Source organism: Promicromonospora noduliphila, from assembly GCF_056951025.1.
On the sequence record NZ_CM167806.1, the window covers coordinates 4,601,194 to 4,618,870 of the forward strand.

Genomic DNA, 17,677 nt, shown 5'->3' on the forward strand with positions numbered 1-17,677 from the left:
GACGCTGAGTGCCGGATCTTCGCCCCTCCCGACGACCGGGGAGAGGCGAAGATCCGGCACTCTCATGTCGTCAGTGCGCGTGCGGCTCCGCGCCCGTGACGCCGTTCAGCTCGTTCGGCGTGACGCCCAGCTCGGCGGACTTCCACACCTCACCCGTCTCGACGTCGACGGCGTGGATCGAGTCCGTCGCCGGGTCGGTGACGTACACCGAGCCGTCCAGGGCGAGGATCGCGGGGCGCGGCTCCTGCCACTCCAGCGGCTCCTCCCACTCGTCGATCACCGGGATGGACTTGGTCAGCTCCGCCGTCTCCGGGTCGATCACGTGCACCTGGCCGTCCGTGCCCAGCACGAGCGCCTCGCCGTCGTCGCCCCGCGCGAGCGACCGGAACGTGTACGACGACGGCAGGTCGACCAGCTCGAGCGACCCGTCCCTTGTGTCGATCAGCGAGACCCGCGTCGGGCGCTCCAGCTCGGCGTCCTCGTCCGTCTTGTAGTCGCCCAGCACGACCGGCGACTCCTCGGTGCCCGCCTGGTTGCCGATGCGGCCGTACTCGTCGGGCGACTCCACCTTGGTGATCTCGCCGTCCGCGTAGAGCACCGCGCCGTCCTCGCAGCCGATCAGCACGGCCTCGTCGGCCGCCACCGCCTCGCCGTGCACGCCGGGGCAGTCGTCGGACGCGGCGATCTCCTCGCCGTCGCCGTCCAGCACCCGGATGCCGGTGCGCTCCTCCTCCGTGCCCTCGGAGACCACGAGCGTGTCGTCGGTCAGCTCGACCGCCACGCCGTGGTGGGCCGACGGCGTGGTGTACTCCCGGGCGGCCGCGTCGGCGTCGGCCACGTGCTCGGAGTCGATCACGCGGACCAGGCCGGTGCCGTCGTCGAACAGCGCGGTGCGGCCCTCGTGGACCACGACGTGACCGGGCTCCACGGCGTCGTACACCACGTCCGTGAGCGTGGGCTCGGCCGTCCAGTAGTGGGAGTGGTCGCCGTGCGCCTCGGCCCAGGTGCCCAGGTCGAGGGCCTGGAAACCGCCGGTCGTCGAGACCATGAGGTGCCGCTCGTCGCCGGCCGGGTTGAGCCGGGTGAAGCCGTCCAGCTCGATCTCTCCGACGGGTTCGAGGCTCATCGCGTCCAGCACCAGCACACCGCCGTCGTAGGTGACGGCGACGCGCGGCGTGCTCGCCTGGACCTCGGTGGCGTCCGGGGCCTCGTGCTCGCCGGCCGAGGCGGACGGCGACCCGGAGCCGGACGGCGAGCCAGAGCCGGCGGCCGAGTCGCCGTCGGTCGCGCAGGCGCTCAGCAGGACGAGGGACAGCGCGGCGCCGAGGCCCGCAACCGCGCGCGTGGGGTGATTTCTCATCGTCGGTCGGGCGGCCCGGTCGGGGCCGCCCGCTCCTTCCTTCTAGAATGACAATCATTCTCGTTACCGAGGAAGAGTGAACCAGAGATGAGAACGATTCTCAAATAGCTGGGACGGCCGGCGTCAGCGCCGCGCGGCCGCGAACAGCGCCGTGAGCTGGTGCCGCGACGAGATATCGAGCTTGCGGTAGATCGAGGAGAGCTGTGTCTCGACGGTCCGGACGCTCGTGTGGCCGACGCGCGCGATCTGCCGGTTGCTGCCGCCGTCGGCCACCGCGAGCGCCACCTCCCGCTCGCGCTCGGTCAGGGGCTCCAGGAGCGAGTCCAGCGAGGACTCGTCGAGCACGCGACCGGCGGCCGCGGCGAGGGTGCGGTCGGAGGACTGCGCGGCGACGACGCCCGCCCGCTCCAGCACGCGCCGCGCCTCGGCGAACCGGCCGTCCGCCCGGTGCCTGCGGCCGAGCTCGATCAGCGAGAGCACGAGCTGGTCGGGCAGCCCCTCGCCCGCCAGCATCGCCACCGAGTCCTCCAGCAGCCCGAGCGCCCGGCCGGGGTCGCCGTCGGCGGCGAGGAGGCCGTCGATGCGGGCCGCCACGCCGTCGAGCAGCGGCCGCCGGCCGCCCGACAGCGCGCGCAGCCGCGCGCTGACGGCCGCGGCCTCCGCGTGCTGCCCGAGTGCCACGTACGAGCGCGCGAGCGCGAAGTCCAGCCACAGGCGCCGGCCCGGCTCGCGAATGCCGAGCGAGTCGGCGAGCTGCTCGGCCTTGCGGAGCTGCCAGCAGGCCTCGCGCCACTCCTCGCGCCGGGCCGCGGCCAGCCCGACCAGCGCGGCCCGCGTGAACGCGCCGTGCGCCCCCGACCCGTGGACTGTCGGCTCGGCGAGCAGCCGGCGCAGCGCGCCCTCGTCGCCCTCCTGGACGGCGATGAGGCCGCGGGCGTGGAGCACCGACGGAGTCGGCGGGTCGGGCAGTGCGCCCAGCCGCTCGGCGTCCGCAAGGTACTCGCGGGCCGCGTGCGGGCGGCCCGCGAACAGCTCGACCATCGCCCGGTGCGTGGCGAACACCCCGGCGGTCGTGAGCTGGCCGTCGGCGACGGCGCGCTCGTAGAGCACGCGGAGGGACGTCCGGGAGGTGTCGAGGTCGCCGACCTGGTAGCTGAGCAGGCCGCGCTGCGACTCCGCGCCGTCGACCGGTCCGACCAGCGGCAGGACGGGCTCGAGGGCGGCGACCTGCGCCCGATAGTTCTGCGGTTCGACGCTGGTGGCCACGGCAGGCACCTCACGGGAGTCGGGTTCGGCGGTACGGGTATCACCCACGGTGGGTAGGGAGGCGGCACCCATGCGACAGATACGAGCGTCCGGCCTCGACGGATACGTGGTGCCGTACGTGGGTCCCCCGATGACGGCGCGGTCGCCCCTGCCTAGCGTCGCCGGCATGACCTTGAGCACCAACCCCAGCGGGCACCTGGCCGACGGAGCCTTCGCCGGCCCGGGAACCCCCGCCTACGACGAGGCCGCCGTCAGCTTCAACCTCGCCGCGCCGCTCCGGCCCGTGGCGGCCACCACCGTGCGCACCGTCGCCGACGCGCAGAGCGCGATCCTGGCAGCCCGCGAGATCGGGGCGAACCTCGCCCCCGTCTCGACCGGCCACTCCACCAGCATGCTCGGGCCGGTGGCGAACAAGCTCCACGTGGTCCGCACCGTGCTGGACCAGCCCGTCCGGATCGATCCCGACCGGGGAACGGCCTGGATCCCCGCGGGCGCCCGCTGGGGCGACGTCGTGGACGCCGCCGCGGAGCACGGGTACGCCGTGCCGCACGGCTCCAGCCCGACGGTCGGCGCCATCGGCTTCCTGCTCGGCGGCGGGCTGAGCTTCTACGGCCGCGCGGTGGGGGTCGCGGCCAACGGCCTGGTCTCGGTCACGCTGGCCCTGGCCGACGGCGGCGTCGTCACGGTGGACGCGAACAACGACCCGGAGCTGTTCTGGGCGGTACGGGGCGGCGGTGGCGGCTTCGGCATCGTGCTGGCGGTCGAGCTGCGCATGTTCCCGCTGCGCACCGTGCTCACGGGGATGACCGTCTGGGACGCCACGGAGGCCGAGCCGGTCGCGCAGGGCTGGGCCGACTGGGCGGCGACCGCGCCACGGCCGGTGACCACCTCGCTGCGGCTCCTGAACCTGCCGGAGGGCCCGATGACGCCCGCGCCGCTGGTGGGCCGGCAGATCCTCGCGATCGACGGCTCGATCATCGTGGACGACGACGCCCCGGAGAACGCGGGGGACATCCTCCGCGAACTCGTCGAACCCCTGCGCGCGCTCGCCGCGCCGCTCCTCGACACGTGGCACGTCGGCCAGGTCACCGACGCGGTGCGGACGCACGGCGACCCCGAGGAGCCGCTCCCGATCACGAGCGACAGCTTCGGCCTGGCCGGCGTCGGCCCCGACACGATCGACCGCTGGTACGCGGCCGCCGGGCCGGCCTCCGGCAGCCGGCTGATCGCCGCCGAGCTGCGCCAGCTCGGCGGGGCGTTCGCGGAGGCACCGGCCGGGGCGGGCGCGTTCGGCAGCATCGACGCCGAGCTGGTCTCGTTCGCCATCGGCCTCGCCGCCGGGCCGGAGCACCACGCCAAGGCGCGGGAGGACATCGGCCGGATCCGCGAGTCGCTCCGGCCCTACGCGACCGACCGCACCGCCCCGACCATGGTCGAGGACCCGGCCGCGCCGCGGCGGACCTTCTCCCCGGGGGTCGAGGCCCGGGTCGAGGCCGTCCGCGAGCGGGTGGACCCGACGGGCCTGTTCGCGCTGGACGCGCGCCGTTCGTCGGGTTTGTAACCTTCGCGCCTGCAGACACAGAACGGGACCCCTACGCTGCTGGGCGTTGGGGTCCCGCTGTGTCGCTGACGTCAGGGTTCAGGCGTCCGCGGCGAACGCCTCCGCCATCGCGGCCTGGTCCATGAACATGACCTCCCAGTGGTGGCCGTCGAGGTCGGCGAACGCGCGACCGTACATCCACCCCTCGTCCTGGGTCTCGTCGGTCTGGGTGCCGCCCGCCGCGAGCGCGGCGTCGGCGATCCGGTCGACGTCCTCGCGGGACTCGACGCCGAGCGCGTTGATCACCTCGATGCCCTCGGCGGCTATCGACTTCTTGGTGAAGGTCGCGAACTTCTCGTGGCTCAGGAGCTGGACGAACACGGCGTCGCCCAGCGTGATGCTGCTGGACGCGTCATCGGAGAAGTCCGGGTTGACCGAGCCGCCGATCGCCTCGTAGAAGACCGTGCTGGCCTTGACGTCGGTGACGGGCAGGTTCACGAAGATGTTGGTGATGGCCATGGTGGGCTCTCCTTGGTGTCGTGGTGCTCTCGCGTGCAACATCCTGGTCGACGGCGGCCGTGGAGAAAACTCATCGCCGGGTGAATGCCTGATCGTGCCGCGCCATGAACTCCACGATCCGCGCCGTGACCCGGTCCGGGATCTGACCACGGAGCCCGTGCCCGACCCCGGGATAGACCTCCACCTCGGCGCTCGGTAGGTGTTCGGCGAGCCGCCGTCGTGCCGCGTGCGGCTCGGAGACCACGGACTCCGCGCCGTAGACCGCCAGCAGCGGCGGGGCCAACGACTCCAGCTCGGTGTCCTTGAGCGGCCGCGCCCAGCCGGGCACCGGGCGGTAGCCCTGCGCCGCCTTCAGGCACGCCAGCTCAGCGTCGGTCATCGTCAGCCCGGGCGTCAGCCACTCGCGCATGGTCCGCCAGCCCTCGTCCGTCGGGTTTGCCCCGAACCTGAGCATCTTCAGCAGCGCCCGGAACGGCGTCCCGGTGATCACCCCGTTGGGCTCGATCAGCGACACGCTCGCCAGCCGGTCCCCCGCGTGCAACGCCGTCAGGGTGGCGTGCCAGGCGCCCTGGGACTCGCCGAGCACGTGGACCCGGTCGAGGCCGAGCCCGTCCAGCACCTCGGAGAACCAGGCGCCGTAGTCGGCGTCACCGCGCAGCGGGGCGGTCTGCACGCTGCGTCCGGCCGAGCCGATCGTGTCCAGGGCGTAGACGGCGCGGTCCCTGGCCAGGCCTTCGACGACGTCGTGCCAGTACAGGCCGTTGCCGCCGAACCCGTGCAGCAGCACGAGCGGGTGCCCGTCGCCGGAGCCGGACCGGCGGACGTGCGTCGGCCCGAACGCCGTCGGGACGTCGACCTGCGTCGACGGCAACGGCCACGCCGCCGCCAGCGCCTCGTAGGCGCGCAGGTAGGTCTCTCGCGCCGCATCGCTGGTGAACGTTCCAATCCTGGCCATGACGTCCTCCTCGGTTACTGGTACGACCGTATCACTTATGATGGTGCGGGCGTACCACCAAGGAGCCGGCGACGTCCGCGACGAGAAGCCGACGGCGTCCCCGACAAGCACGAGAGGGCGGGAGACCCGGATGCCTCGACTGGCCGACCACGACCAGCGGCGAGCCCAGATCACGAACGCCGCGCGACGGGTCATCGCACGCGAAGGCCTCGGCGCCGCGACCTTCCAGTCCGTGGCCGCCGAGGCCGGCATCTCGGTGCGCCTGGTCCAGTACTACTTCGGCACCAAGCGGAAGTTCCTGCTCGCCACCCACCAGGCAGTAGCGGCCGACGCCGGGCTGCGGTTCACCGACCGCCTCGGCACCCTCGGTGCCGATCCGGCGCCGCGCGACGTGATCCGCGCGATCCTCACCGAGCTGCTCCCGACGGACGCCGCCCGTCGGCAGGACACCATAGTCCTCAACGCCTTCCATACGGCCGCGCTCACCGCCTCCGACGTCGACGCCGAGGACACGCTGGGCGCACCGCGGTACCTCATTCAGGCGATCGCGGAACAGCTCCGGCGGGCCCGCGCGGATGCGACGTCGGCGGGGGGCGTGGACGAGCTGAGGTCGGCCGGGCCGCGCGCGGCCAACCTGGGCGCCGCCGACTTGCGCGCGGCCAACCTGGACTCGGCCGACCTGGACGCGGAGCTGATCGTGGCGGGCGCTGCCGGGCTGGCCCAGACGCTCCTCGTCGACGCGAGCGCCGAGGAGCGCGTCGACGAGCTCCTCGACCGGCTCTTGGACCGGATGGTGGAGGGCTAGAGGCTCGGGGTAGGCGAGGTGGAACGCCGTCGCGAGCACTACCGCCCCGCCTGCCGCGTCCGACCCAGGGTGGACGTCGTGGTGTACGAGGCCCTCGGTCGGGTCGAGCCGGACGTCGCCGTTCCTGCGCATCTGGGTGGGAGCGGCGCACCCAGGAGGGCGGCACCCTTCCTGCCCGGGGCCGGAGCATCGAGGATCTGCGCATGAGCACATCGACCGCCGTCGACCAGACCTTCGTGTTCACGGACGCGGCCTTACGGATCTCGCCGTCGCGAACCGTGACCGGCGAGCTGTGGGTGACCGGCGAGAACGTGACGTACGTCGGGCCGCGCCGGACGCCGTACCCCGACGGGGCGCGGGTGGTCGACGCCTCGGGCGCGAGCATCGTGCCGCTGGAGGTGGAGAGCGCGCTCGCGGCGCGCGACCCTTCGGGCGAGAACGCGCGCGATCTCGTGCCGGGAGCCAAGGCGACACTGGTGGCAGTGCGCGGCCGCGAGCCGCGGAGCGTTCAGGGGCTCATCGTCTCTCCGCGCGACCTGCTCGCCGTGCTCGTGGCCGGTACGCCCGTGGCCTGGCACGGCGAGCCGTCCCGCCCGGCGGGCGCTGCGGGGACGGCGCCGGACGACCCGCGGCTCGGCACCTGGGTCGATCCCGCACACGCCCTGGAGCAGCACCTGACCGCCGACGGCCGGTACAGCGAGACCCGCAACGGCCGCCGCGACGCGTACACCGGGCGGTTCTGGTTCGACGGCGACGTCGTCAGCTACCTGGACGACCAGGGTTTCTGGGCCTTCGGCGAGTTCGTGGACGGCGTGCTGTACCACGCGGGGTTCGTGATGCGGCGGGCCTGAGGCGGTCTGCGCGAGCTAGCGTTGCCCTCATGGCGACCCTCAAGGACGTGGTCTTCGACTGCCACCACCCGGCCTCCCTGGCACGGTTCTGGGCGACGGTCCTCGACGGCTACGACGTCGCACCCTATGACGACGAGGAGCTGGCGCGGCTCCGCTCCCTCGGCGTCGAGGATCCCGAGGACGACCCGTCCGTCCTGGTCGAGGCCCCCGGCGTCGCTCCTCGGCTGTTCTTCAACCGGGTGCCGGAACCCAAGACGGTGAAGAACCGTGTACATCTCGACGTGCGCGCCGCCGACCGGGACGCGGAGGTGGCGCGCCTGGTCGCGGCGGGAGCCAGCGAGGTCGGCCGGCACGAGGACTGGGTGGTCATGGCCGACCCCGAGGGGAACGAGTTCTGCGTGTTTCCCGCCTAGCTCGGCCTCCGGTCTGGCTCTGCTCTGATTCACGCCCGGCCGGGTGCACCGAAGCCCACCACGGCGGTATGCCTTGGTGGGCTCGACGTCGCCGGCTTCGGCTTCGTCCGGTCAGACCCAGGTAAGGTCCGCGCGCGGAGGCCGAGCCTGTGTTCGACGGCGGGATGATCCGTGTCGGGACGGCCGGCGTCGGGGTAACTGGTCTGGGGGTAGCAGGTCCCGAGCTGGCCGACGCCGCGGACGGGTGATCGCTCCAGGCGCGGCCGCACAGCTCAGGTCGCCGCCTTCTGCGGGCTCTCGACCCTGCCGGACCGGGCGGGGAGGCTCGGGTGCCACCGACATATATCGGTGTCCTGTCGGGCTGACGGTCACCACCCCGTGCCGTCCTCTAGCGGCCTGGTCGTTCCCTGGCAGCACGCCCTGGGTCCAGCCGGGCGCCTGTTTTGCGTGATTGCAGCGCACGCACAGACCCTGACCGTTGTCCAGGCTGGTGGCGCCGCCTTCGCCGTGCGGGACCACGTGGTCGGCATGCCGGACCGGAGCGTCGCAGTACGGGGTGGCACACACGCCCTGCTGCCTTGCACGCAGGAGGCTCGTGATCCCGTCCGGGAAGAACCGCGACGTGCTCGTGGTCGCCAGCAGCCGGCCCCGAGGATCGACGTAGATCGCCCGCAGCCAGGCCGCGTCCGCCTCCACACCCGCGGCGACCAGCTCCCGCGCCAGCGGTCCGGGAACCACACCGGCGCCCGCCGCCGACCCTTCCAGCAGCACACCCGACGCCTGCCCGCCCGCCAGCAGCGTCTCGTCCGAGACCAGGAGGTTCACCGCGACCGGTACCTGGTCGGCCTTCTCGCGGCCCGTGATGCGCTCGATCAGGGTGTCGGCCATGATCTGCCCGCCCGACCGCTCGTCACCGGTGCCCTTCACGGCATCGGCGTGCGCCTTGAGCTGGGCGTACGCCTGGATGCCCTGCTTCATCGGGACCAGCGCGGTCAGGTACACCATCAGATCCGGCGCAGGCCGGACGCTCACGCACCGCTCGCTCTCGGCCTTCGCCACGCGCTTCACGCACGCGTGCACGTCCAGCTCCGCAGCGAGCGCCTTGACCCGAGCGGTCAGGCGCTTGGCGCCCAGCCCGGCCAGCGACCCCAGGTCACCGCACACCTGCTCGTCGATCACCGCGCGGTGCTCGGCGCTCAGGTGCGAGGTCTCGCGCACGAGAATCCTGGCCCGCCACTCGCTCAGCGCCCCACTGCGCAGCGCCTCGAACGTGCGCGGCATCTGCTGGACCCACGCCCGCGCATCGCCCAGGAACGAGGCGCCCGCGTTCGGCGACAGCCCCATCGCGGCCCCGACCTGCAACGGCACACCGCGACCGCGACGTTCCTCGCGGATCCCCTGCCGCGCCTCGGACGCCCGGGTCGCCTGGTCCAGTGCCACCACGACCCTGGCCTGAGCGGCGGCCACCGTGTGCTTCACCTTCTCCAGCTCGCTCAACAGGTCCACCCATGCCGCCACGGCCTCCCTCGACGCCGACCCCATTGCGCCCGCAGGACCACCCGCGTCCGCAGCCTCGGTGTCAGAGGCCCTCGTGTCAGAGACCCCGGGCAGAATCCCCTCGGCAAGCACATGACGTAGCCGTGCCACCACATCCGCGTCCAGCACCGACCGCTCCTCGGACAGCCCGGCGCTGGACAACTCAGCACCAGTCACGCCAGCGCCGTCCGACAGCGCGGTTGGGCCGGGCACCCTGCCCGCCTCAACTGGTCCATTCATCGCTCGCGCCATGACACCATCATATCGAACAAAAGTACGTAGCATATGGCGAGGTCCAAATCTGTGGACAACGAAGGAACGCTTTCCCGGCAGCACGCCACCGCACCGTCCCGGAACAGCCCGCCTCGGCCCGGACAACCGCGCCGTCCCGCAACTACGCCGCCGGATCAGCTCGCCCAGACCAGGCGGCCGCCTCAAGCCCGAAGCCGATCCAGCATGACCCGCCGCAGGATCTCCCGCCCTGCCGGCCAGGCGCCGAGGCCGCTCGCGCCGTTCACGTGGCCGACCGCACCGATCCCGACCACCTCGGCTCCCCATCCGGCGGCCAGGTCCCGCGTCCAGTCGGCGGTCGCGTACGGGTCGTCGTCCGAGACGACGACGGTGACCGGGACAGGCAGGCGCCGTCGGACGACCCGCCGGAAGCCGCCCGCCGTCGCCGCGGCCGGAAAGGCCGGTCCCGACGGGTCGGGAACGGCCACGAGCAGCGCGCCGGCGACCTCGCCCGGCCCCTGCTCGGCGAGCCATGAGGCCGCGGTGAGGCAGCCAAGGCTGTGCGCCACGAGGATCACCGGCCCCTCCCCGTCCTCAGGGCGGGTCACCGAGCCAGGCCCGCGGACCGCGTGGGCGGGCGCGTCCGCCCTGCCTGGCACCGCGCGGGTCAGCGCCCGTTCACTGTCCTCGGCGTGAGCCGCTGCCCCAGGCCCGTCGACGGCGTGGGCCACGGCCTCTGCCTCGTCCACGGCGCGCGCCAACGCATCCACCCAGTCCTCAGCGACAGGCTCGTCCCAGGACCGAGGCCGGAACCGGGTGGCCGGCAGCTCACGCTCCCAGTGCGTCTGCCAGTGGTCGGCCCCCGAGCCGCCGTACCCCGGCACGGTCACATACCTCACGTGCCGACCGCCGTGACGGCTCTCCCGGCCGGCCGCCCACCCGCCCGCTCACGCGCCGCCGTCACGAACGCGTCGATCAAGGGATGCGGCTGCGCGTCCGCGAGCTCGGGCTGGAAGGCCGTGCCCACCCAGAACGCCTCCCCGGGCAGCTCGACCACGCGGGGCTCGCCCTCCGGGCTCGTGCCCGACAGCACCAATCCGGCCGCGACCAGGGGTTCGGCGTCGGCTGCGGTCAGCCCGAAGGAGCAGTGGAAGCGCTCGTAGCTCCGCTCACCGAGGACCCTCGCAACCCGGCTGCCCGGCACGACGTCGACCTGCCCGCTGCGACCCTTGAGCGAGCACGCCAGCTCGGTGATGAGCGCGGTCGACACCGGACCGTCGTCCGCATCGCGGTCGCCGACAAGCCCGCCCGCCCCACGCCCGGCGGCCCGCGCCACCCCAACTCCCGGATTCTCGGCATGCCGCGCCGTCACCCCCACCACGTTGCGCGCGAACTCCAGCACCATGTGCTGGTACCCGCCGCACGTACCGAGCAGCGGAGTCCCGCTCGTGCGAGCGGCACGGATCGCGTCGACGACCCGCGCCTCGTCCGCGTACGGCGACCCGGGGACCACCCAGACGCCGTCGAACGCCGTCGCCTCCTCAGGTACGAGCTCGGCGGTCGGTAGCCAGTGCAGGTCCACGTCGTCGTACCGGGAGGCGATCTCCGGGATCCGCCCGTGGGCCCGGACTGCCGCCGAACGGTCCCCGACCAGCGCGATGCGTATTGGATTCATGCGCCCATGCTGGGACAGGCTTCCGCATCAGGTCCAACGATGAATACCGATGCGACGATCAGGATTTCTGATGCTCCCGGTGGATACTGACGCCGTGGACACCCGCGCCCTGCTCAGCCTGACCACCGTCGCCGACACCGGCTCGTTCTCCCGCGCCGCCGCCGCGCTGGGCTTCACCCAGTCCGCCGTCTCCCAGCACGTCGCCGGCCTCGAGCGGACGGCGGGCACCCCGCTGCTCACCCGGCGACCGACCGTCGCCCCGACGGCGGCGGGCCGCGAGTTCCTCCGGCACGCCCGGCAGATCCTGGCCCACGAGCAGGCCGCCCGCGCCGCGGTCGCCCGCGTGACCGGGCGCGACGAGGACACCCCGGTGGCGGTGGCCGTCACGGCGGCCACGGAGCACCTCGTCCCGCCGGCCGGACGGCTCGCCGCCGTCGTCGTGGCCGACGCCGACACCGTGGCCGCCGCCCTCACGTCCGGGCGCGCGGACGTCGCGATCGTCGACGGCGTCGCCGCGCCGGGCGACCCGCTGCCCGGATCCGCCCCGGACCTGGTCGTACGGGTGGTCGCGGAGGCGCCGATCGGCGTCCTGCTGCCGGCCGGCCACCCGCTCGCGGGCCGGACGGGCCTCGATCTGGCCACCCTCGCGGACGCGCGGTGGCTCGACACGGCCGGCACCGCCTGCTCGACGTCGGACCTCGCCTCCCGCCGCCCGGCTCCGCCTGCGGCGCGGCGCCGCCTACAGCGGCACCTCGACGGGCACCGTGGCCGCCCTGGTCCGCGCGGGACACGGTCTGCACGCCGCCCCGACGACCCTCGACGCGCCCGACGGCCTCGCGATCGTCGCCCTCACCGCTCCGCGGCTCGTGCACCGGACCGAGGTGCGGGTCCACGCAGCGACGCGAACAGCGGTCCGGGCGCTGGCCGACGCCGTGGGCGCGCCGTCCTGAACCTCGCCGAAGCCCGCCCCACCTGGCCGAGCGTCCTACCCCGCCGCGTCGCCGACCGGCTGTCGCAGGATCGTCCGCTGCTTCTCCGGCGCGACCCTGCGCAGGTCGCTCAGGTAGATCTCGTGGTGCCTGCCCACCATGCGCAGCCCGTTGACCGGGATGAAGTCGTCGTGCATCCGCGCGAGCACGCCCGCCTCGCTGTCGAACGACCCGAGGTGCAGCGTCTGCACGCACCGCCCCTCCGACAACGGCTCCAGGCGGACGTCGTCGAGACGCGGCGGATCGCTCTTCGCCCTGACCTGCTCGACGGCGGCTGCGAACAGGTCCGGGCCGATCCAGTCGGGCTGCATGATCATCAGCGTCCAGTCCCAGCGCGACTTGTCGCGCGCCACGGTGAACGCGTCCATGTCCTGCGCCCACCACCGCCCCTCCAGGGGCATGACGACGTAGTCGCGGCCGAGCTCTCGCTTGCTGGCGAACTTCAGCGCGTACGCGAGCGGGTACAGGGACTCGACGGCCTCGGCGAAGACGGGCGAGGTGTTCGGGTCCCCGTGCCCGTCCACCATGAGGTACTGCAGGTCGGGCACGTCGACGATCCGGAACTGCCCCGCCTTCGCCTGGTAGGCGTCGAGGCTCTTCTTGAGATCAGTTTTCTCCGGCATCAGTCACCTCTGTGTGGCCCTGCCCGTCGGTGGAGCTGGGGGGACTCGAACCCCCGACCCCCTGCATGCCATGCAGGTGCGCTACCAGCTGCGCCACAGCCCCGTCGGTGTTCGCCCTGGTAGGCGAGCGCCGTCAGTCTAGACCGATTCGACCCGCCTCACCAAAGCGGGCCGACGGGCCGCACGACGCCGCCCACCAGGGCGAACCCTCAGGCCGCCGTGATGAGGCTCCCGGTGGTCGCGCGGGCCCGGTCGAGGCGCCCTGCGACGTCGGCCCAGTTGGCGAGGTTCCAGAACGCCTTGACGTAGTCGGCCTTGACGTTGAGGTAGTCGAGGTAGAAGGCGTGCTCCCACATGTCGAGCATGAGCAGCGGCGTGACGCCGAGCGGCACGTTGGCCTGCTGGTCGAAGAGCTGGAACACCAGCAGGCGTCCGCCGATGCTGTCCCAGCCCAGCACCGCCCACCCGGAGCCCTGGATCCCGGTGGCCACGGCGGCGAAGTGCGCCTGGAACGCCGCGAAGCTGCCGAACTGGTCGACGATCGCTGCGGCGAGCTCGCCGTCCGGCTCGCCGCCGCCGTCGGGCGAGAGGTTGTGCCAGAACACCGTGTGGTTGGTGTGCCCGCCCAGGTTGAACGCGAGGTTCTTCTCGTGCAGGTTCACCGCGGCCAGGTCGCCGCTCTCGCGGGCCTGGGCCAGCGCGTCGAGCGCGGCGTTCGCGCCGGCGACGTACGTGGCGTGGTGCTTGTCGTGGTGCAGCTCCATGATCCGCCCGCTGATGTGCGGTTCGAGCGCCGCGTAGTCGTAGGGCAGGTCAGGCAGGGTGTAGACGGGCATTTCCGCGTCCTCTCGTCGAATGCTTCCGACGCTAGAACCTCAACCGCGGTTCAGGTCAACGAGGCCTCAGGAGGCGAGACGGTGACGGTCGACACAGCGCTCCTCGTGGATGCTCAGCCCGCTCTGGCCCGGCAGCACGTCGGCGCGCAGCTCCCGGTCGCGCCCGTAGTCGCCGTCGGACAGCGCGCGGTAACGCATCGGCTCCTCGGCGCCCAGACCGGCGATCCGGTCGCGCAGGCGCCGCACCTCGTCGTCGAACAGGTCCCAGTCCGGCCGGTCGACGCCGGAGACCAGGTGCGGGCGCAGGGGCTGCATGCCCGTGTACCAGGCGGTCCCGTGCAGGAACGGGAAGAACAGCTCCTCCAGGTCGCCGTTCAGGCCGCGCGGGCCGAACGAGCTGCCGCGGTCACCGGCCGTGATGACGGCGAGCACGCGCCGTCCGGCCAGACCGCCGTCGCCGTACTTACGCGGTACGCCCGCCTCGTTCTTGAGGCCGAACGCGAACCCGTTGAGGAACACCCGGTCGAACCAGCCCTTCAGGATGGCCGGCATGCCGTGCCACCACATCGGGAACAGCAGGACGAGCAGGTCGGCCCGGCGCACCTTGTCCTGCTCCGCGACGATCTCGGGGGCGAGCTCCCCGGCCTCGTAGGCGTGCTTCGACAGGAGCGTCACGGTCCGGCCGGGCACGACGGCGCGGCCGCGCGCCGCGCCGTCGTCCGCCACCTTGCCGCCGCCCGCAACCGCGCGACGGTCCGCTGTCCCGACGACGTCGTCCGCCGCCTCGCCGTAGTCCTTCAGGCGCAGCGCCGGATCCCAGCCCATGGCGTACAGGTCGGACGTCTCCACGGTGTACCCGGCTTCCGCGAGCGCCGAGCACGCCACCCGGGCGAGCGCCGCGGTGAGCGAACGAGGGCTCGGATGGGCGATGACGACCAGCGCGCGCATGTGCTTCTCCTCCGACGGCGGGGCGGTACTCACCTCACGCTAGAAGCCTCGCTACGTCTGGTACAAGTACGCACATTGCTGACGCATACTGACGGTCTGGATACCATGGGTCTCATGGTGACGACGACGCGCGCGCCCGTGCAGCGGGCCATGGAGGTCTGCCCCGTCGAGGTGTCGATGGCCGTGCTGGGCGGGGCATGGAAGCTGAGCGTGGTCAAGTACCTGCTCGAACGCACCCACCGGTTCGGCGAGCTGCAGCGGCGGCTCGGCACGGTCACGCCGCGCACGCTGACGCGGGTGCTCCGCGACCTGGAGGCCGACGGCATCGTGGAACGCGTGGTCTACGCCGAGGTGCCGCCCCGCGTCGAGTACTCGCTGACCACCCTGGGGCGGTCGCTGGACCAGGTGGTCGGCTGGCTCGACGCGTGGGGCAACGCGTACCCCGGGTCGGCGGGCTGAGGCGTCGCCCTCAGGCGGCGCGCACCGCGGGTGCGAGCGTGTCCTCGCACCACTGCCGGAACGTGGTCGGGGCGTCGATCGCGTGCTGCGGTGTCCGGACGACGCCGGCGTCGAGGCCGTTGGCCTTGGCCGTCATCATGTCCAGCAGTCCTTGAGCCATGCCGTCGGACATCCCGCGCCCCGTGAGCGCGTCCTTGAACGCCTGGTCGGGAATCTGCTGGTAGCGCACGGTGATGCCGAGCACCTCGGAGACGATCGCGGCCATGTCGTCCTGGGACAGGTCCTCAGGGCCGAGCACCGGCACCTCGGCCTGGCCGGTCCAGGTGTCGTCGAGCAGGTACCGGGCGGCGACGGACGCGATGTCGCGGGTGGCGACAACGGGCAGGGGCAGGTCCGGCGGCAGGATGTCGAACCAGGTGCCCTGTTCGGTGAGGGTCCTGACGTTCCGGAGCATGTTGTCCATGAAGCTGGGCATGGTCAAGGCGCGGAACGCCACGCCGGTGCCCGCGATCAGGTCGTCCATGGCCAACGATGCCGTCACGTGCCCTGCCTTCTCCGCGTGGGCGGTGTTGCGGCCCAGTGCGCTGACGTCCACGACGCGCTGGACGCCCGCGCTGCGGATGGCCTCGGCCGCCGGACGGGTGAAGTCGAGGTACGCCTCGTCGACGCCGGAGGCGGGCCGGCCGCTCGGCAGCAGCCAGAACAACGTGTCGGCGCCGTCGAGCGCGCGGCCGATCACCTCGGCGTCACCGTGCGATCCTTGGACGACCTCGACCCGGTCCCGTACGCGGTCGGGCAGCCTGCCCGGGTCACGAACGACGACCCGGACCGGCTGGTCGCCGCGCAGGACGTTGTCGAGGACCTGGTGCCCGATGTTCCCGGTGGGGGCGGTGATGACGATCATGAGCTCTCCCTATGACGTGATGCGCCGGACGTGGCGCTGAGCGTCGCGGACAAGTAAACTCTACCGTACCGTTTACTTCAGGAGAAGCAGCTTGCCGAAACAGACCGACCAGCAGCCCCAGAAGCGCGGTGCCGAACTGCGCCGCCACATGCTGTTCGTGGCCAAGGACGTGTTCTTGGAGACCGGGTACGAGCGGACGTCCATGGACGCGGTGGCAGCCCGCGCCGGAACGTCCAAGCGCTCGCTGTACGCGCACTTCGCGAACAAGGAGGCTCTGCTCGGCGCGGTCCTTGACCTGGTGAGCGAGCTACACCTGAACAAGCTGAAGACCCCGGACGCCTACGCGGAGGACCCGCCGGAGGCCGTCGCGCAGTTCTGCGGGCGGCTCCAGCAGCTCATGACGTGGGAGCGCCAGGTGCAGACCACCCGGCTGTGCATCGCCGTCGCGGAACGCCTGCCCGGCAGCTCGAACGCCTACTTCGAGGCCACCCTCGGTAGCGCGGGCGCGCGGCTCGGCGCGTACCTGACCGAGCGGTACGGTTTGGCGGCCGACGACGGCGTGGCGCTGGCGCAGGACCTGTTCGGCCGCACGGTGCTGCCTCGGGTGTTCCGCACGCTGCTCGGCGTCGAGCCGGCGGTCGAGCAGATGCCGGAGGCGGAGGGCCCGCCCGAGCACGTCGACCTGGACGCGATCCGGCGGCACGTCGCGGCGGCTCTGCCGGCCCTGTCCGACGGGCCCGCCTGACGCGAGGGCCCTCCCCGACCTTCGCGGTGCGCCCCAGCACTCACTCAGGGCGTGGCGATCGCGCAGGAGCCGCTCGAAGGGCCGTTCGGCTCGCGGCCGGCGCCGACGCGAGAAGCCGCAGCGCGTGCTCCGAAGTGGTTCCCGGCTCGGTGCGGTAGACGAACACTGTCTGTTCGGGGTCGTCTCCGGGCGAGAGCGCCTGGTAGTTGACGGTGAGGTCGCCGACGAGCGGATGGTGGTAGCGCTTGGTGCCGACGCTGCGTCGGTGGACGCGGTTGCGTGCCCAGAGGCGCCGGAACTCGGCGCTGTGGATCGCCAGCTCGCCGACCAGGCGGCCGAGCGCCGGATCATCGGGGTGGTCCCCTGCGTCCATGCGCAGCATCGCGGCGGTGTCGGCGGCGACCTGGTCCCAGTCGGCGTACAGGTCTCGCGCGTGCGGGTCGAGGAAGACGAACCTGGCCTGGTTGCGCTCGAGCGCGGGCATGCCCTCGAAGTCGGCGATGAGCAAGCCGGCGAGGCGGTTGTGCGCCAGCACATCCAGGCGCCGGCCGAGGACGAAGGCCGGTCGCAGCGCGGCTTCGAACACCTCCAGGAGTGCTCGTGTCTCCGGATGTATCCGCTGCGGCTTGTCAGATCGGGCACGGGCCGGCCGGTGCCTGGCGATGGCGTGCAGATGCATGCGCTCCGCATCGTCGAGCTGGAGCGCTCCGGCGATCGCGTCGAGGACCTCCGGTGACGCGCTCTTGCTGCGTCCCTGTTCCAGGCGGGTGTAGTAGTCAACGCTCACGCCCGCCAGCATGGCGAGCTCCTCCCGCCGCAGCCCTTCGACCCGGCGGCGCCCGGCCCCCTCGGAGATGCCGGCACGCTCGGGTGTCAGACGACCTCGTGCCGCACGGAGGAATTCCGCCAGGCGGGGTTCCGGGTGCTCGGGCATGTCTCCAGTCTCCCAGGTGTCGCGGCGGCGTGACGGCGGGAGGGGTGCCCAATCTGTCCCAGGAAACACCGGGCCTTCTCCATGTTCG

19 protein-coding genes, 1 tRNA gene and 1 pseudogene are annotated in these 17,677 nt (G+C 72.5%); 8 read left to right on the top strand and 13 right to left on the bottom strand.

Features of this window, described 5'->3' with window-relative positions; genetic code table 11:
* Positions 1 to 70 precede the first annotated feature (70 nt).
* Together aztD and AC0QU1_RS20175 are read right to left on the bottom strand one after the other, a co-directional pair.
* A complete protein-coding gene (gene aztD / locus AC0QU1_RS20170; protein ID WP_483571877.1) occupies positions 71 to 1,360 on the bottom strand; it encodes a zinc metallochaperone AztD in 1,290 nt (429 codons plus the stop codon).
* Between the two features lie 123 nt (positions 1,361 to 1,483).
* The gene (locus AC0QU1_RS20175) at positions 1,484 to 2,626 is read right to left on the bottom strand and encodes a helix-turn-helix transcriptional regulator (RefSeq protein ID WP_483571879.1); all 1,143 of its coding nucleotides are present in this window, start codon (positions 2,624 to 2,626) and stop codon (positions 1,484 to 1,486) included.
* Between the two features lie 166 nt (positions 2,627 to 2,792).
* On the opposite strand from AC0QU1_RS20175, the gene AC0QU1_RS20180 reads away from it, so the two are divergent.
* Positions 2,793 to 4,187, top strand: a complete 1,395-nt coding sequence (locus AC0QU1_RS20180; protein WP_483571881.1) for an FAD-binding oxidoreductase — start codon at positions 2,793 to 2,795, stop codon at positions 4,185 to 4,187.
* A 78-nt stretch (positions 4,188 to 4,265) separates the two neighbouring features.
* Here AC0QU1_RS20180 and AC0QU1_RS20185 read toward each other — a convergent pair whose 3' ends face one another.
* A complete protein-coding gene (locus AC0QU1_RS20185; RefSeq protein ID WP_483571882.1) occupies positions 4,266 to 4,685 on the bottom strand; it encodes a VOC family protein in 420 nt (139 codons plus the stop codon).
* A 70-nt stretch (positions 4,686 to 4,755) separates the two neighbouring features.
* Positions 4,756 to 5,640, bottom strand: a complete 885-nt coding sequence (locus tag AC0QU1_RS20190; protein WP_483571884.1) for an alpha/beta fold hydrolase — start codon at positions 5,638 to 5,640, stop codon at positions 4,756 to 4,758.
* Between the two features lie 130 nt (positions 5,641 to 5,770).
* Between AC0QU1_RS20190 and AC0QU1_RS20195 the strand changes: the two genes are divergently transcribed.
* From AC0QU1_RS20195 to AC0QU1_RS20205, 3 genes are all read left to right on the top strand, one after another.
* Entirely contained in the window at positions 5,771 to 6,445 is a 675-nt protein-coding gene (locus tag AC0QU1_RS20195) for a TetR/AcrR family transcriptional regulator (RefSeq protein ID WP_483571886.1), read from the top strand.
* Between the two features lie 203 nt (positions 6,446 to 6,648).
* Positions 6,649 to 7,296 (top strand): Atu4866 domain-containing protein, encoded by a 648-nt coding sequence (locus tag AC0QU1_RS20200; RefSeq protein ID WP_483571888.1) that lies wholly within the window; start codon positions 6,649 to 6,651, stop codon positions 7,294 to 7,296.
* Positions 7,297 to 7,325: 29 nt separating this feature from the next.
* Positions 7,326 to 7,709: a VOC family protein gene (locus tag AC0QU1_RS20205; RefSeq protein ID WP_483571890.1), complete on the top strand. Its 384-nt coding sequence runs from the start codon at positions 7,326 to 7,328 to the stop codon at positions 7,707 to 7,709.
* A 111-nt stretch (positions 7,710 to 7,820) separates the two neighbouring features.
* On the opposite strand, the gene AC0QU1_RS20210 is transcribed toward AC0QU1_RS20205, so the two are convergent.
* From AC0QU1_RS20210 to AC0QU1_RS20220, 3 genes are all read right to left on the bottom strand, one after another.
* The gene (locus AC0QU1_RS20210; RefSeq protein ID WP_483616285.1) at positions 7,821 to 9,227 is read right to left on the bottom strand and encodes an HNH endonuclease; all 1,407 of its coding nucleotides are present in this window, start codon (positions 9,225 to 9,227) and stop codon (positions 7,821 to 7,823) included.
* 452 nt (positions 9,228 to 9,679) lie between these two features.
* Positions 9,680 to 10,375: an RBBP9/YdeN family alpha/beta hydrolase gene (locus AC0QU1_RS20215; protein WP_483571892.1), complete on the bottom strand. Its 696-nt coding sequence runs from the start codon at positions 10,373 to 10,375 to the stop codon at positions 9,680 to 9,682.
* Positions 10,372 to 11,151, bottom strand: a complete 780-nt coding sequence (locus AC0QU1_RS20220; protein ID WP_483571894.1) for a glutamine amidotransferase-related protein — start codon at positions 11,149 to 11,151, stop codon at positions 10,372 to 10,374. Before AC0QU1_RS20220 ends, AC0QU1_RS20215 begins: the two co-directional genes overlap by 4 nt.
* A gap of 70 nt (positions 11,152 to 11,221) precedes the next feature.
* On the opposite strand from AC0QU1_RS20220, the pseudogene AC0QU1_RS20225 reads away from it, so the two are divergent.
* Positions 11,222 to 11,761, top strand: a pseudogene (locus tag AC0QU1_RS20225) (LysR family transcriptional regulator); the annotation flags it as partial.
* A gap of 154 nt (positions 11,762 to 11,915) precedes the next feature.
* Entirely contained in the window at positions 11,916 to 12,101 is a 186-nt protein-coding gene (locus tag AC0QU1_RS20230; protein ID WP_483571895.1) for a hypothetical protein, read from the top strand.
* Between the two features lie 35 nt (positions 12,102 to 12,136).
* On the opposite strand, the gene AC0QU1_RS20235 is transcribed toward AC0QU1_RS20230, so the two are convergent.
* The 4 genes from AC0QU1_RS20235 to AC0QU1_RS20250 form a co-directional block, all read right to left on the bottom strand.
* Positions 12,137 to 12,763: a GyrI-like domain-containing protein gene (locus AC0QU1_RS20235; RefSeq protein WP_483571897.1), complete on the bottom strand. Its 627-nt coding sequence runs from the start codon at positions 12,761 to 12,763 to the stop codon at positions 12,137 to 12,139.
* A gap of 30 nt (positions 12,764 to 12,793) precedes the next feature.
* Positions 12,794 to 12,866, bottom strand: a tRNA-Ala gene (locus AC0QU1_RS20240).
* A gap of 106 nt (positions 12,867 to 12,972) precedes the next feature.
* A complete protein-coding gene (locus tag AC0QU1_RS20245) occupies positions 12,973 to 13,599 on the bottom strand; it encodes a superoxide dismutase (protein ID WP_483571898.1) in 627 nt (208 codons plus the stop codon).
* A 66-nt stretch (positions 13,600 to 13,665) separates the two neighbouring features.
* Complete coding sequence (locus AC0QU1_RS20250; RefSeq protein ID WP_483616287.1) at positions 13,666 to 14,547, bottom strand: NAD(P)H-dependent oxidoreductase; 882 nt, start codon at positions 14,545 to 14,547, stop codon at positions 13,666 to 13,668.
* Positions 14,548 to 14,661: 114 nt separating this feature from the next.
* Here AC0QU1_RS20250 and AC0QU1_RS20255 point away from each other — a divergent pair, with 114 nt between their 5' ends.
* Entirely contained in the window at positions 14,662 to 15,006 is a 345-nt protein-coding gene (locus AC0QU1_RS20255; RefSeq protein WP_483571901.1) for a winged helix-turn-helix transcriptional regulator, read from the top strand.
* A 10-nt stretch (positions 15,007 to 15,016) separates the two neighbouring features.
* Here the strand turns inward: AC0QU1_RS20255 and AC0QU1_RS20260 are convergent, their stop codons facing one another.
* Positions 15,017 to 15,910, bottom strand: coding sequence for an NmrA family NAD(P)-binding protein (locus AC0QU1_RS20260; protein WP_483571902.1), 894 nt, complete (start codon positions 15,908 to 15,910; stop codon positions 15,017 to 15,019).
* A gap of 91 nt (positions 15,911 to 16,001) precedes the next feature.
* On the opposite strand from AC0QU1_RS20260, the gene AC0QU1_RS20265 reads away from it, so the two are divergent.
* A complete protein-coding gene (locus AC0QU1_RS20265) occupies positions 16,002 to 16,655 on the top strand; it encodes a TetR/AcrR family transcriptional regulator (RefSeq protein ID WP_483571904.1) in 654 nt (217 codons plus the stop codon).
* A 40-nt stretch (positions 16,656 to 16,695) separates the two neighbouring features.
* On the opposite strand, the gene AC0QU1_RS20270 is transcribed toward AC0QU1_RS20265, so the two are convergent.
* Entirely contained in the window at positions 16,696 to 17,589 is an 894-nt protein-coding gene (locus tag AC0QU1_RS20270) for a helix-turn-helix domain-containing protein (RefSeq protein WP_483571906.1), read from the bottom strand.
* Positions 17,590 to 17,677: the final 88 nt, after the last annotated feature.

Excerpts from the sequence above, each read along its gene's own strand:
- aztD (WP_483571877.1), bottom strand. The coding sequence starts at position 1,360 with ATGAGAAATCACCCCACGCGCGCGGTTGCGGGCCTCGGCGCCGCGCTG.
- AC0QU1_RS20180 (WP_483571881.1), top strand. The coding sequence starts at position 2,793 with ATGACCTTGAGCACCAACCCCAGCGGGCACCTGGCCGACGGAGCCTTC.
- AC0QU1_RS20185 (WP_483571882.1), bottom strand. The coding sequence starts at position 4,685 with ATGGCCATCACCAACATCTTCGTGAACCTGCCCGTCACCGACGTCAAG.
- AC0QU1_RS20190 (WP_483571884.1), bottom strand. The coding sequence starts at position 5,640 with ATGGCCAGGATTGGAACGTTCACCAGCGATGCGGCGCGAGAGACCTAC.
- AC0QU1_RS20195 (WP_483571886.1), top strand. The coding sequence starts at position 5,771 with ATGCCTCGACTGGCCGACCACGACCAGCGGCGAGCCCAGATCACGAAC.
- AC0QU1_RS20200 (WP_483571888.1), top strand. The coding sequence starts at position 6,649 with ATGAGCACATCGACCGCCGTCGACCAGACCTTCGTGTTCACGGACGCG.
- AC0QU1_RS20205 (WP_483571890.1), top strand. The coding sequence starts at position 7,326 with ATGGCGACCCTCAAGGACGTGGTCTTCGACTGCCACCACCCGGCCTCC.
- AC0QU1_RS20220 (WP_483571894.1), bottom strand. The coding sequence starts at position 11,151 with ATGAATCCAATACGCATCGCGCTGGTCGGGGACCGTTCGGCGGCAGTC.
- AC0QU1_RS20235 (WP_483571897.1), bottom strand. The coding sequence starts at position 12,763 with ATGCCGGAGAAAACTGATCTCAAGAAGAGCCTCGACGCCTACCAGGCG.
- AC0QU1_RS20245 (WP_483571898.1), bottom strand. The coding sequence starts at position 13,599 with ATGCCCGTCTACACCCTGCCTGACCTGCCCTACGACTACGCGGCGCTC.
- AC0QU1_RS20250 (WP_483616287.1), bottom strand. The coding sequence starts at position 14,547 with ATGCGCGCGCTGGTCGTCATCGCCCATCCGAGCCCTCGTTCGCTCACC.
- AC0QU1_RS20255 (WP_483571901.1), top strand. The coding sequence starts at position 14,662 with ATGGTGACGACGACGCGCGCGCCCGTGCAGCGGGCCATGGAGGTCTGC.
- AC0QU1_RS20260 (WP_483571902.1), bottom strand. The coding sequence starts at position 15,910 with ATGATCGTCATCACCGCCCCCACCGGGAACATCGGGCACCAGGTCCTC.
- AC0QU1_RS20270 (WP_483571906.1), bottom strand. The coding sequence starts at position 17,589 with ATGCCCGAGCACCCGGAACCCCGCCTGGCGGAATTCCTCCGTGCGGCA.